The sequence below is a fragment of the Comamonas aquatica genome (genome assembly GCF_018064205.1).
Classification (GTDB): Bacteria; Pseudomonadota; Gammaproteobacteria; order Burkholderiales; family Burkholderiaceae_C; genus Comamonas; species Comamonas aquatica.
The window spans coordinates 3044367-3057227 of sequence record NZ_CP072916.1; the positions used below are offsets into that span (position 1 = coordinate 3044367).

General features: G+C 65.6%; 11 protein-coding genes. 8 read left to right on the forward strand and 3 right to left on the reverse strand.

What is annotated here, in order from left to right; genetic code table 11:
• The first annotated feature begins 357 nt into the window (after positions 1 to 357).
• Positions 358 to 1689 (forward strand): hypothetical protein, encoded by a 1332-nt coding sequence (locus tag KAQ61_RS14360; protein WP_210929617.1) that lies wholly within the window; start codon positions 358 to 360, stop codon positions 1687 to 1689.
• Positions 1690 to 2047: 358 nt separating this feature from the next.
• On the opposite strand, the gene KAQ61_RS14365 is transcribed toward KAQ61_RS14360, so the two are convergent.
• Both KAQ61_RS14365 and KAQ61_RS14370 read right to left on the reverse strand, forming a co-directional pair.
• Positions 2048 to 4036 carry an Hsp70 family protein gene (locus KAQ61_RS14365; RefSeq protein ID WP_210929618.1) on the reverse strand — a complete coding sequence of 663 codons (1989 nt, stop codon included), beginning with the start codon at positions 4034 to 4036 and terminating at the stop codon, positions 2048 to 2050.
• Positions 4037 to 4039: 3 nt separating this feature from the next.
• Complete coding sequence (locus tag KAQ61_RS14370) at positions 4040 to 4693, reverse strand: DUF2760 domain-containing protein (RefSeq protein ID WP_154164985.1); 654 nt, start codon at positions 4691 to 4693, stop codon at positions 4040 to 4042.
• Positions 4694 to 4939: 246 nt separating this feature from the next.
• Between KAQ61_RS14370 and KAQ61_RS14375 the strand changes: the two genes are divergently transcribed.
• The 5 genes from KAQ61_RS14375 to KAQ61_RS14395 all read left to right on the forward strand — a co-directional run bounded on the left by KAQ61_RS14375 (position 4940) and on the right by KAQ61_RS14395 (position 8845).
• Complete coding sequence (locus KAQ61_RS14375; RefSeq protein ID WP_210932006.1) at positions 4940 to 5119, forward strand: hypothetical protein; 180 nt, start codon at positions 4940 to 4942, stop codon at positions 5117 to 5119.
• Between the two features lie 149 nt (positions 5120 to 5268).
• Positions 5269 to 6147, forward strand: a complete 879-nt coding sequence (locus KAQ61_RS14380) for a hypothetical protein (RefSeq protein ID WP_210929619.1) — start codon at positions 5269 to 5271, stop codon at positions 6145 to 6147.
• Between the two features lie 91 nt (positions 6148 to 6238).
• Positions 6239 to 6637: a diacylglycerol kinase gene (locus KAQ61_RS14385; RefSeq protein ID WP_210931932.1), complete on the forward strand. Its 399-nt coding sequence runs from the start codon at positions 6239 to 6241 to the stop codon at positions 6635 to 6637.
• 74 nt (positions 6638 to 6711) lie between these two features.
• The gene (locus KAQ61_RS14390; protein ID WP_210929620.1) at positions 6712 to 7416 is read left to right on the forward strand and encodes a riboflavin synthase subunit alpha; all 705 of its coding nucleotides are present in this window, start codon (positions 6712 to 6714) and stop codon (positions 7414 to 7416) included.
• 526 nt (positions 7417 to 7942) lie between these two features.
• Positions 7943 to 8845, forward strand: coding sequence for a transporter substrate-binding domain-containing protein (locus tag KAQ61_RS14395; RefSeq protein ID WP_042414850.1), 903 nt, complete (start codon positions 7943 to 7945; stop codon positions 8843 to 8845).
• 124 nt (positions 8846 to 8969) lie between these two features.
• Here KAQ61_RS14395 and KAQ61_RS14400 read toward each other — a convergent pair whose 3' ends face one another.
• Positions 8970 to 9911: a LysR family transcriptional regulator gene (locus KAQ61_RS14400; protein WP_210929621.1), complete on the reverse strand. Its 942-nt coding sequence runs from the start codon at positions 9909 to 9911 to the stop codon at positions 8970 to 8972.
• A 211-nt stretch (positions 9912 to 10122) separates the two neighbouring features.
• On the opposite strand from KAQ61_RS14400, the gene hglS reads away from it, so the two are divergent.
• On the forward strand, positions 10123 to 11526 hold the full coding sequence (gene hglS, locus KAQ61_RS14405) for a 2-oxoadipate dioxygenase/decarboxylase HglS (protein ID WP_210929622.1): 1404 nt from the start codon (positions 10123 to 10125) through the stop codon (positions 11524 to 11526).
• Between the two features lie 61 nt (positions 11527 to 11587).
• Positions 11588 to 12838: an aminotransferase-like domain-containing protein gene (locus KAQ61_RS14410; RefSeq protein WP_244982906.1), complete on the forward strand. Its 1251-nt coding sequence runs from the start codon at positions 11588 to 11590 to the stop codon at positions 12836 to 12838.
• Positions 12839 to 12861: the final 23 nt, after the last annotated feature.

Sequence of the window (12861 nt, forward strand, 5' to 3'; positions counted from 1 at the left end):
GTCGCGCGGCAGGCGACTTCCTTTTCTTGCGTTCCCAAGAAAAGGAAGCAAAAGAAGGGAGCCCCGCTACCCGCGTCCCAGCGCTGCGCTCCGGGCAACCTGCGGTACTCGAACCCAGGGTGGGGCCGCAGAACTCACTGCGCGGCTGTGCCGCTCCGTTCAAACAGCTGCGGCCAGTCAGGTCACGAAGCCGATGCGTCCTGCGGCGCCTCGGCACGGCTAGGAAGGGTGACCGAACAGGGTCTATCTTCACAATATTCGAATAGATTTTTAATATCAAACAAGTCATTTCAAAAAATAGTTGACAAAATCTTTAAACTCAAATTAATAATTGCTTTTTTAAAAAGATTTTTATAAATGAAAATTATATTTACTGCAGGAAAGAATAGGATAGAAGATATAACTTCGCGTAAAAGCAAAGTAAATATTTTAAGAAATATTGATTTACTTGGGCATTTTGATTTTCAAAATTTGATTCTTACTTTAGATTATTACTCATCTCAAGAAATAGAAGAAATTTTAAGGAACAATGATTTTCATCAAAAATCAGAACTTCTATCTCTTGTAACTCATGAATATACACATTTTATAGATTGCACCTCAACCCTTTGGGGACTAAATCATATTAATCTAATGCAAAACGCATATAGCGTAAATTACGCTACACATGGACAAGAAAAGAATTTCTACCATGCAAAATTATTTTTCGACTATCTCAAGAGAATCAAACTGCCAGATTATTATAATCAGGTTGGTGAAATAGATGTAGAAGAAAATGAGTGGCGGAAGCAACATTCAATCGGATTAATATTTGCCATCAATGGACACCTTTCAGATAGCCCAGTAATTTTTACAAATTTTCATGATGCAGAAAATAATCTAATTGCCAGGTCACCATTCTCGGATTTATCCCTACTAGAATGCTCAGCGACATATCAAGAAACAAAAATAAAATTGCATTTTCTTGAAGGTCAAGACAGCGATTTCTATACTGTTGAAAAGACAAGAATAAAAAGAGAATTAGAAAAATCTTTCTATAATAAAAATCTTACTGAATATTCTGTCTGTACACATTTGGTATTAGAAAAATTAGCAAAAAAAGACATTTTTTTTGCTTTAGAAGTTGCAAGCAACATTGCAAGATTCTGCCTAAATGCTTCAAGTGCAACATTTGAAGATATCAGAAGATCAAGATCTTTTAATCATCTATTAGGTTATGACCTAGCCTCTTTAAAAAGGTTTAATAAGGCGTTAGGCAATAACAATAGAGGTGTTTTATTTTTCTTAATTACACAAATCATGAACGTCATTCTGGAGAATAATCAAAAAACTTTTGAAGAAATTTTTGCGCACACTCTGAAAAAACTAGGGATAAGTGATTCCCACCAAGAGCATTCATTAACAGAGGCGAATAACCATCTTACAAAGATAAATTCAGGAAAAATTGAACTTCTAAAAGCGGTAGCAAATAGTGGATATGTTAATTTAAGAAAAACAATTGGAAAATTTAGCAGCCTAGATTATCAAACAATGCATTTACCGCCATGCTATTTAAACGATGCTCAACAATTTAATCCGTTTTTCTCAGAAAAAAACAACCTATGCCATTTAGATTGCGACTATTTTTTTGATCAGCTAAACCAGTATGAGAGTTCTATGTACAGATTTGTGGAAGGCTGCACAAATTAGTCTCTGCGCGCGCAAGCGTCGCGCCCCACATCGTGGATGTCCTTCATATTTACGGCGGCTGTTTGAACGCAGCGACGCAGGAGCGCAGTGAGTTCCGCCGGACAGCCGCCTGCAAGGCGCGCCTTTTCTTTCCCCGGTTTCTTTTGGCAAGACAAAAGAAATCGGGTCGCCGCCGCGCGATAAGCGGCCTCTGCCAGCAAACACACAACAAAAACAAAAAACCATAGCTATCCGCGCACCCCCCACAAGCGCCAGAGCAAAAAAAGCCCACAAAACACCCACCAAACAAAAAGCCTGCTGACCACCAGGCCAGCAGGCTTTGCAAACAGCTTTTCAGAAGCTGGAGCGATGAGGCCGATTACCCCGCGTCAGACGTAGTCTCCGCCCGCACATCGAATTCCACCTTCCAGCGCTCCGTGCCGCCCACCGGCACGGCATTCAGCTCCAGGGTGCCAATGTCGGTGACGCGCGCCGCCAGGGTGACGGGGACGACCTCGCCAGCCGCGCGGCCGGCGGCGGGCAGGTGCAGTTCGATCTCCTGCAGTTCGACCAGCTCATCGGGGCCCCAGAAGTCCAGCATGGTGCCCACGGCGTCGCTGCGGCGCACGCTGGAGCCGAAGAAGCGCAGGCGCACGGGTTCGCCCACGACCAGGCCCAGCTCCAGGTCGCTCAGCGCGGCCTCGGTGCCCTCTTCCATGCCGAACGGGGCCAGGCACAGGGCAGAGATGGGCGGCTCCATGCCGGGGATGGCGGGCATGTTGGACTCCACACCCACGTAGTACGACTGGGCCGTGCCGCCACGGATGCGCACGCCGCGGCCGGTGGTGGTGATGTGGCCGTAGTAGGCCGCGCCACGGGCGACGGCCAGGTCCAGGTTGGCGCCATCCAGCAGGCGCGCGGGTTCGCAGGCCTCGTCGTCCAGCCAGCCGTTGATGACGTCCAGGATGCGCTGCTCGATCTGCGGGGCCTTGAGCACACCGCCGTTGAACAGGATGGCCGTGGGGTGCAGGAAGGTGGAGCCGTCCACCTGGTCGCCGTTCAGGCCGTCGATCTCGGCCAGGGCGTGGACCTGGCGCGTCAGGAAGGCGGCCAGGTGGCGCGTGACGGCGGCGTCCTGCGCATAGGGCAGGCCCAGCTGCGTGAGCGCGGCGCGGGCGCGGGTCTGGGGCTTGTCGCTGACTTTGACACGGGGGAAGAAGCCTTCGACCAGCAGGGCCAGCACTTCGTCCCGCGTGACTTCGGTGCGGATGCTGCCGCCGATCAGCTTGCTGCCCCGGCTGGGCACGACCACGGGGACAGACTGCAGGTGGGCATCGGCCAGCAACTGCTCCTTGGCGGCGCGGCAGCCGTGCGCCAGGGCGCGGGTCTGCCAGGCGTCCAGCGGCTTGCCTTCTTGCGCCAGCTTGCGCGCCACGCCATAGGCCAGGGCCAGGTCCATGTTGTCGCCGCCCAGCAGGATGTGCTCGCCCACGGCAATGCGCTGCAGCGCCAGGTTGCCCTCGCGCTCCAGCACGGCGATCAGGGACAGGTCGGTGGTGCCACCGCCCACGTCCACCACCAGGATGATGTCGCCGTGCCGCACCTGCTTGCGCCACTGGCCGCCGCTGGCCTGGATCCAGCTGTACAGCGCGGCCTGGGGTTCTTCCAGCAGCGTCAGATGGGCAAAGCCGGCGGCCTTGCAGGCCTCGGCCGTCAGCTCGCGCGCAGCGGGGTCGAACGAGGCGGGGATGGTGACGGTGATGTCCTGCTGGGCGAACGGGGCCTCGGGGTGGGCCTGCTCCCAGGCCCAGCGCAGGTGTTCCAGGTAGCGGGTGGAGGCGGTCAGCGGCGAGATGCGCGCGACTTCGGCCGGGGCATCGGCCGGCAGGATGGCCGCGCGGCGGTCCACACCGGGGTGGCACAGCCAGCTCTTGGCGCTGGACACCAGGCGGATGGGCGTGGCCGCGCCGCGGCTGCGGGCGAATTCGCCGGTGATGAAGGCGCTGTCGGCCGCGTGCGGCGCCTGGCCGGGCAGCGTGCGCTCGGCCACGGTCAGCTCGCTCTCGTGCGGCAGGTACAGGAAGGAGGGCAGCAGCGGCTGGCCCGCCACGCTGGCGGGCGCGGTGAGCTGGGGAATGTCCAGCACGCCCTGCACCACCTGCTCCCCGTCGCTGGCGGCCTTGTCCACATAGGACAGCGCGCAGTGCGTGGTGCCCAGGTCAATGCCGATGCTGTAGCGTGCGCCCGCAGTTTGCAAGCCATTTTGGCCTGCAGCGCTCTTGGTGCCTGCACCGGGCGCTACGGTATTTGCAGGCGCGGCAGTGGGTGATGCCGCCCCGGCGGCGGCGATGGAAGCCAGCATGTTCATGGTTTACAGCTCCACCTCGGCCTGGGCCAGCACCTTGGCGGCCTGGGGGTCGGTCAGCTGGGGCAGTTGCACCTGCGTCACCTGCCAGCCGCGGTGGCCCAGGGTGCCGGTGAAGGGCGCCTGGCCGACGACATGGCCGGTCAGGCGCACGGCGGCGGCGTCAAACCCGGCGGGCAAGGTGATGCGCGCGCCCTCGGTCTCGGGGCGCACGGGGGCGATCGTGAAGTGCTCGCCCAGCACCTTGCGGCAGCCGGCGTGCACCACGCGGGCGGCGGCACCGATCTCGGCGTCGGTGTAGGGAGCCACGTCTTCCTGGATGAAGTCCACAAAGCGCGCCTCGCGCTGCAGCAGGCCCAGCAGTTGCAGGGCGGCGGTGTCGGTGGGCACCTCGACGCGCTGTTCGACAGGGACTTCGACGCGCAGCTCCACCGTCTTTTCGACGATGGTTTCCACAGGCACTTCCACGCGGACCTCGACGATCTTCTCGACGGGCACCTCGACACGGATTTCGCGCGGCGCGACGTCGGCGGCCAGGGCCTCACCGGCGCGCAGGCGGGTCACATCGGCGGCCAGGCGGCCATTGCCCAGGATGGCGAAGAAGCTGCCGATCGCGATGGCGATGCGGCTCAGGAACGAGGGAGGGGTGTTGGAGCTCATGGTGGGTCTCAGGCCAGGCCGGCATCCGTGCACAGGCACCAGGGATGCAGGTCCGCAAAAAATGGGGACAGGGCGCGCGGGGCGGGGCCGCGCCACACGCCGGCTGACGGGCGCGCGCCCGCAGGAGGGCCGATGTTACCCAAAGCCCTATGCCTTGACCGGCACCAAGGCTTCCGGGCAATGTCGCACTGCCGCGTGCCGGCATCCGCGCCGCACCATAATGGTGCCTTCACATCCATCCTTCCCATGGTCTCCACGCTCGCACCGACCCTCGCCGGCTTGCGCCTTGCGGCTTTCGCCCAGGTGCCGCAGACCTGTGCCCGCGTGCTGCGGCACCAGCGCACACGCCGCCATGGCGTGCCGACCGCCTTCGTGAGCCTCAGCGGCGTCACGGCCATGCTTTCCGCCGCCGTGCGGAAGGTGTAAGACCCACACCCTCTTCCCTCCGCACGGCCGCCACCTCTTGCACACCGCAAGGGCGCCTGCGCCACCACGGCCCCACCACGTCTGCTGCGACGTTCCGGCCCCGCCACGCGCCCGTTCTCCCCCTCCCCCGGAACCGACGAGCTTGCACCATGGACATGGAACTGACCCAAACCTTCTTGCGCGGCAAAAACCCCTGCGCCACCGGCTACCGCTGGTTTGTGCGCCACGAACTGGGCGGCAAGGACTACCAGAGCGCCATGGACACCCAGGTGCGCGCCGGCCGCGTCGAGGATGCGCGCTGGCTGCTGCAAAACTTCGGCCCCACCAACACGGTGCTGGAGCTGGACCACCTGGAGGCCGACCACTGCGTGTTCGCCGGCACGCTGATCGTGCACGGCGACGTGCGCGTGCCCGGCCAGCTGCTGGTGGGCCGCAGCCTGCAGGTGGGCGGGGGCCTGCGCGCCGGCCAGGTGGAGGTGGGCGAGGACCTGCACAGCGGCGGCGCCCTCTTTGCCGACACGCTGCTGCAGGCCGGGGGCAGCATCAAGGCGGCCTGGAGCGTGGACGTGCAGGGCCAGCTGCGCGCCGAGGAGCTGCGCACCGGCTGGGAGCTGCGTTGCGGCGGCCCGGTGGCGCTGCGCGGCAGCGCCTTCATCGGCCAGGACGTGGAGGTGCAGGCCGGCCTGCACTGCGGCAAGGGCCTGCGCGCCGGGGGCGCAGTGGCGGTGCAGGGGCTGCTGGAGGTGGGCGACGGCCTGGCGGCCCAGGGCGACATCGTCTGCGGCAACCACATCCAGGCCGGCTGGGGCATCAAGGCGCGCGGCGACATCCGTGCGGCCTGCAGCATCCGCGCGGGCGAAACCCTGCAGGCCGAGGGCGAGATCGCCGCTGGCCCGGGCTATGGCGTTTTTGCCGGAATGAACGTGCAGATGGACGCCTGGCCGGACTGCGCCTGGGTGCGCGCCCTGCGCAAGCCGCAGGCCCTGATCAGCGGCTGGTGGGAAGAGCAGGCGCCGGCCTGGGCCTGAGCGCACGGCCCATCGCCCGGGCCGCATGGCCGCCCGACCCACCGCCGCGCGCTATGCTTGCGCCTTTCCTGACCTGCGCGAGCGCCCCACCATGCCCCCTGAGATCGAAGCCGTAGACGCCCAAAAGCACCGCCGCGGGCTGTCGCGCATCTGGCACGCCTATGGCTATTCCGTGGCCGGCCTGGTCACGGGCTTGAGGGAATCGGCAGCCTTCCGCCAGGAAGTGCTGCTGGCGCTGTGCCTGCTGCCCGCTAGCCTCTGGCTGGGGCGGACCTGGGTGGAAACCGCGCTGCTGGCCGTGGTCGTGGTGCTGGTGCTGATCACCGAGCTGCTGAACACCGGCATCGAGGCGGCCATCGACCGCATCGGCCCGGAATGGCACGCCCTGTCCAAGATGGCCAAGGACGTGGGCAGCGCTGCCGTGCTGCTGAGCCTGCTGCTGTGTGGCGGCGTCTGGGCGGCGGCACTGTACCAGCGCTTCGGCGGCTGATTGCCCGCACCGCCGCCGTGCTGCGGCGGCGCGCCGTACACTGCGCAGTCACTGTTTCTTCGAGGGCCCACCCCGTGTTCACCGGCATCATCCAAGCCGTGGCAAGCATTGCCGCGCTGCACGACCAGGACGGTCTGCGCACCTTCACCATGGAATTTCCCGCAGGCTTCTGCCAGGACCTGGCGATTGGCGCCAGTGTCTCGCACGACGGCGTGTGCCTGACGGTGACCGAGCTGCTGTCGCCCACCCGCGCCACCTTCGACGTGATGCTGCAGAGCCTGGCCATCACCACCCTGGGCCAGTACCAGGTGGGCGACGTGCTGAACGTGGAGCGCGCCGCCAAGGATGGCGCCGAGATCGGCGGCCACCCGCTGTCCGGCCACGTCGACTTCACCGCGCCGGTGCTGGAGGTGCTGAGCACCGAGACCAACCACAAGATTCGCTTCGGTATTCCCGAGGCCTTCCGCCCCTACGTGTTCGCCAAGGGCTACATCGCCATCAATGGCGCCAGCCTGACGGTGGCCGAGGTGGACCGCAAGGCCGGCTGGTTCGAGGTCTGGCTGATCCCAGAGACCCTGCGCATGACGGTCTTCGGCCACAAGCGCGTGGGCGACCTGGTCAACATCGAGATCGAACGCAGCACCCAGGTGGTGGTGGACACGGTGCGCGAGACCGTCGAGGCCAGCCTGGGCCGCCTTAAGCCGGTGCTGGAAGCCCTGCTGCAGGAAAAAGGCCTGCGTTTGGACGACTTCGTGGACGTGCCGCGCATGCCGTCCTGAGCCGGACGATTGCATGCCAAAACGGCCTGCCACGCAGATACAGCGTGCGCAGGCCGCTCTTTTTTTCAGAGCTTCACGGCGGCAGCGCGGGCGCATGCACCCGCACCGGCGGCAGGGTGGCGCCGGAACTCGATGGCACCCACCAGCGAACGCCCCGCTGGCCCACCTGCACCGGCCTGCTGCGCGGGCCCACGCTCGGCCAAGGCTGCTGCGGTGGCGGCAGCGCCTGCAGGCCCCACGCCCCACCATCGCCCCCGGCCACCGGGCTGCTGCGTGCAGCGGGGGGCAGGCCACACCCCTGGCAGCCCAGGGGTGCAAGTCCAGGCCGGGCACGGCGCTGGCCGCCAGCGCACCATGGCAGGGCAGGGTCATGCAGGGCCCACATGACCTCCTTCCGTTTCATCGTTATGACGGGGCCAACATTTACGGGATAGTTGATGCAAGTGCTTGACGCCGCGCAGCCACCACGATCTGCCGCGATCAACACGACCCTTGCCCCGCCTGCTGTTTTGGAAGGAAAAGAAGAATGCGCTTTCTGGTACGTCGCCTCACCCTGGCCTGTTCGCTGTTGACCGCCGCCCTGGGCGCCCATGCCCAATCCGTGGAGGGCAGCACGCTGTCCAAGATCGAGAAGGCCGGCAAGGTCGTGATCGGGGTGCGCGAAAGCTCGGCCCCGATGGCCTATGCCCTGGGCTCCAACAGCAAGTTCGTGGGCTACCACGTGGAACTGTGCGAGAAGGTGCTGGCGCAGATCGCCCCCAAGGCCACCATCGAATACCTGTCGATGACGGCGCAGAACACCCTGCCCCTGGTGCAGAACGGCACGGTGGACCTGGGCTGCGGCCCGACCACCAACAACCTGGGCCGCCAGAAGCAGGTGGCCTTCGCCCTGACCACCTACGTCAGCGAGGTGCGCATGGCCGTGCGTGCGGATTCGCCCGTGACCTCGTTCAAGCAGCTCAACGGCAAGACCGTGGCCGCCTCGGCCGGCACCACCGCCGTGCAGCTGCTGCGCAAGTACGGCCGCGAGCACAACGTGGAACTGCCCACCGTGCTGGGCAAGGACCACTTTGAAAGCTTTCTGATGCTGGAGTCGGGCCGCGCCGAAGCCTTTGTGCTGGACGACAACCTGCTGGCCGGCGTGATCGCCAACTCCAAGGCGCCCCAGGGCTACAAGATCGTCGGCGAGGTGCTGGGCTCGGAACCCATCGCCCTGCTGTTCCGCAAGGACGACCCCAGCTTCAAGCAGGCCGTGGACGGGGCGCTGCGCCAGATGATGCAGTCCGGCGAAGTGGCCAAGATCTACGACAAGTGGTTCATGCAGCCCATCCCCCCCAAGGGCGCGCCGCTGAACCTGCCCATGGGCGACACGCTCAAGCGCCTGATGCAGGAGCCCAACGACAAGCCGCTGGAAGCCTACGCCAGCTGAGCGGGCCGCGCACCCGGCCGCCCGGTAGCTATGCCAACCGGAGCGACTGGCGCACGCCAAACATGGGTTTCACACCCATTGCGACTTGAAACCGAATCAGGAGCTGCGCCAGCAGCTCCTTTTTTTATAGCTTCGCCGGTGCCGACCAGCCCTCGGCCGAGGCCAGCATGAAATCGCCCGCCGCCGCCTGCAGCCAGGTGCGCAGCGCCTGCAGCGGCGGGTAGTCGCCGCGGCTGGTGGGCCAGACCAGGTAGTAGCGCTCGGCGCTTTCCATCTCCGGCAGCTGCGGCAGGGCGCGCACCAGATCGCCCTGGGCCAGCTCGCGCTCGATCAGAAAGCGCGGCAGCAGCGCCACGCCGACGCCGGCAATCGCCGCCTGCGCGGCGGTGGCGAACTGGTCGAACAGCATGCCCTGCGGATCGCCACTGGTCACGGCATGGCCGTGCAGCCAGCGCCGCCACGCATCCGGGCGCGAAGCCAGGTGCAGCAGCGGCGCCTGCAGCAGATCCTGCGGCTGGCTGAAGCCGTACTGCGCCTGCACCTGCGGGCTGCAGGCCGGCACCACGGTCTCGGTCATCAGCAGCGCCATCTCGGCCCCCGGCCAGTGCGGCAGGCCGAAATGGATGGCCGCGTCCACGGCCTCGAGCTGGAAGTCGAACTGCGACAGCCGCGTGGTCAGGTTGATGGTGATGCCGGGGTGCGCGCTGAGGAACTGCGGCAGCCGCGGCGCCAGCCAGCGCGTGCCGAAGGTGGGCAGGATGGCCAGGTTCAGGCTGCCGCCCTGGGGGTTGGCCTTGAAGCCCAGCGTGGCACTGGCGATGCGCGCCAGCGCGCCGCGGATCTCCTGCGCATAGGCATGGCCGGCGGGGCTCAGGCGCACGGTCTGGCGCTCGCGCACGAACAGCTCGGCCTGCAGGCGCTCTTCCAGCGCGCGGATTTGCCGGCTGACGGCGCTTTGCGTCAGGTGCAGCTCGGCCGCCGCTGCCGTGAAACTCTGGTGCCGCGCCGCCGCCTCGAAGGCGCACAGCAGGGACATAGGGGGCAGGAAACGGCGGGACAACTGCATGGAAGAACACTCCGGGGGGACAAGGGCGGCACGCGCCCGCCAGCGGGCCGCGCGCCGCAGGTCATTCTGTATGGGTATGACCTGGGGGCCAGATTATCGTTTGACCCAGGTCAATCCGCCCCCCTACATTCCCCCATACGCAGGGGCGCTGCCAGTGCCGCCACATGGCCGCCCCGCCCCTTTCCCCCGGAACCCGACTGCCCCACCCCTCATGAGCACCACGCACCACACCCCTGCCCACCTGGTCTCCAGCGACGAGATCCGCACCCGCTTCTCGCGCGCCATGTCCGAGATGTACCGCACCGAGGTGCCCCAGTACGGCACGCTGGTGGAACTGGTGGCCGACATCAACACCCAGGTGCTGCAGGCCGACCCGGCCCTGCAGGCGCAGATGGCGCACAGCGGCGAGCTGCCGCGCCTGGACGTGGAGCGCCACGGCGCCATCCGCGTGGGCACGGCCCAGGAGCTGGCCACGCTGCGCCGCCTGTTTGCCGTCATGGGCATGCAGCCCGTGGGCTATTACGACTTGTCGGTGGCCGGCGTGCCCGTGCACTCCACCGCCTTCCGCCCGGTCACGGATGCGGCCCTGCTGGCCAACCCGTTCCGCGTCTTCACCTCGCTGCTGCGCCTGGAGCTGATCGCCGACCCGGCCCTGCGCGCGCAGGCGGCCACCATCCTGGCGCAGCGCAACATCTTCACCCCCGGCGTGCTGGGCCTGATCGCCCAGGCCGAAGCCGCCGGCGGCCTGGACAGTGCCGACGCCGACCGCTTCGTGCAGGAAGCGCTGGAAACCTTCCGCTGGCACAGCGAGGCCACCGTGGATGCCGCCACCTACGACGCGCTGCAAAAGTCCCACCGCCTGGTGGCCGATGTGGTGTGCTTCAAGGGCCCGCACATCAACCACCTGACGCCGCGCACCCTGGACATCGACGCGGCCCAGGCCGCGATGCCCGCGCGCGGCATGGATGCCAAGGACGTGGTCGAAGGCCCGCCGCGCCGCGCCTGCCCCATCCTGCTGCGCCAGACCAGCTTCAAGGCCCTCAAGGAGGCCGTGCGCTTCACCGATGCCGGTGCGGACCGTGCCGGCGCGCACACCGCGCGCTTCGGCGAGATCGAGCAGCGCGGCGTCGCCCTGACCCACCAGGGCCGCGCCCTGTACGACCGCCTGCTGGGTGAGGTGCGCAGCATGGGCAATGCCGGCAGCGCCGCGGCCGACTACCCCACGCGCCTGGCGCAGGCCTTCGCCCAGTTCCCCGACAGCCACGCCGAGCTGCGCCGCCAGGGCCTGGCCTTCTACCGCTACAGCCTGACGGCCCAGGGCCAGGCGCAGGTGGGCGATCTGGCGGCCGACGCCGACCTGGAGCAACTGCTGGCCCAAGGCCTGGTGCAGGCCGACCCCATCACCTACGAAGACTTCCTGCCCGTGAGCGCGGCCGGCATCTTCCAGTCCAACCTGGGCGGGGATGAGCAAAAGCACTACCAGGCCCACGCCGCGCAACAGGCTTTCGAGGCCGACCTCGGTGCCCCGGTGCTCGACGAGATCGCGCTGTACGCGCAGGCGCAGCAGCGCTCCATCGACGCCGTGCGCGCCGCCCTGGGCGCCGTGACCGCCTGAACGCCCCGCCTGGCCCCGGCGGCCGGAGCGATCCGGCCGCCACCTGACTGGATTGCCCTGTATGCACACCCCTTCCACGGCGGACGGCATGGCCGCCTTCGCCCCGCTGTTTGCCGAGCCCGCGGGCTCGCCCATCCGGGAGCTGTTCCCCTACCTCAGCCGCCCCGGCATGATTTCCCTGGCGGGGGGCTATCCCTCGCCCAGCCTGTTCGATGCCGAGGGACTGGCGGCCGCGGCCACCCAGGCCCTGGGTCAGGGCCCGGCACTGCTGCAATACGGCGCCACCGAAGGCCTGCCCGCGCTGCGCGAAGCCCTGGCCGGCCAATGCCAGGCGCGCGGCATGGCGGCCGCCGCCAGCGACATCCTGGTGACCACCGGCTCGCAGCAGGCGTTCGACCTGCTGGTGCGCGTGCTGGTGGCCCCCGGCGACACCGTGCTGGTGGAAGTGCCCGCCTACCCCGCCACCCTGCAGGCCCTGCGCCTGGCGCAGGCGCACATCGTGCCGGTGCCCATGGACGCCGAGGGGCTGCAGACCGAGGCCCTGGCGCAGTTGCTGGCCGAACTGCCCGCCGCACAGCGGCCCAAGCTGCTGTACACGGTGCCCAATTTCTCCAACCCCCGCGGCACCTTGCTGAGCGCAGCGCGCCGCAACGCCCTGGTGGAGCTGGCACAGCGCTATGGTTTTTGGGTGGTTGAAGACGATCCGTACGGCGAACTGCGCTTCGATGCCGCCGGCGGGGACGCAGCGCCTCCGCCCGCCACCGTCTACGCCACCGCCCAGCAGGCAGGGGGTGCCGCGCGCAACCCGGTGCTCTACCTGTCCAGCCTGTCCAAGACCGTGGCGCCGGCGCTGCGCGTGGGCTGGATGCTGGGCGATGCCGCCGTGCTGCGCCGCTGCACCATCGCCAAGCAGACCGTGGACCTGTGTACCGCGCCGCTGACCCAGGCCATGGCCGCCTGCTACCTGCACAGCGGCCGCTACCCGGCCACGGTGGAGCGCGCACGCCACACCTACCAGCAGCGCATGCAGGCCCTGGTGCAAGGCCTGCAGCAGCACCTGCCCGGCCACATCCGCTGCAGCCCACCGGCGGGCGGGATGTTTGTCTGGGCCCAGATCGACCACGGCATCGACCCGCAGCGCCTGTTTGACGCGGCCGTGGCCGCCCAGGTGCTGTACGTGCCGGGGCAGGCGTTCTTCCCGCACACCCCGGACCGCCACACCATGCGCCTGTCGTTCGCCGCGCCGGATGTGCCGCAGATCGAGCAGGCCGTGCAGCGCCTGGCCCACGCCGTGGCCCAGGCCCGCGACTGACGCGGCACGGTGGCGGGGAACGC

Coding starts and splice junctions, on each gene's coding strand:
- KAQ61_RS14360 (WP_210929617.1), top strand. CDS start 358: ATGAAAATTATATTTACTGCAGGAAAGAATAGGATAGAAGATATAACT.
- KAQ61_RS14365 (WP_210929618.1), bottom strand. CDS start 4,036: ATGAACATGCTGGCTTCCATCGCCGCCGCCGGGGCGGCATCACCCACT.
- KAQ61_RS14370 (WP_154164985.1), bottom strand. CDS start 4,693: ATGAGCTCCAACACCCCTCCCTCGTTCCTGAGCCGCATCGCCATCGCG.
- KAQ61_RS14375 (WP_210932006.1), top strand. CDS start 4,940: ATGGTCTCCACGCTCGCACCGACCCTCGCCGGCTTGCGCCTTGCGGCT.
- KAQ61_RS14380 (WP_210929619.1), top strand. CDS start 5,269: ATGGACATGGAACTGACCCAAACCTTCTTGCGCGGCAAAAACCCCTGC.
- KAQ61_RS14385 (WP_210931932.1), top strand. CDS start 6,239: ATGCCCCCTGAGATCGAAGCCGTAGACGCCCAAAAGCACCGCCGCGGG.
- KAQ61_RS14395 (WP_042414850.1), top strand. CDS start 7,943: ATGCGCTTTCTGGTACGTCGCCTCACCCTGGCCTGTTCGCTGTTGACC.
- KAQ61_RS14400 (WP_210929621.1), bottom strand. CDS start 9,911: ATGCAGTTGTCCCGCCGTTTCCTGCCCCCTATGTCCCTGCTGTGCGCC.
- hglS (WP_210929622.1), top strand. CDS start 10,123: ATGAGCACCACGCACCACACCCCTGCCCACCTGGTCTCCAGCGACGAG.
- KAQ61_RS14410 (WP_244982906.1), top strand. CDS start 11,588: ATGCACACCCCTTCCACGGCGGACGGCATGGCCGCCTTCGCCCCGCTG.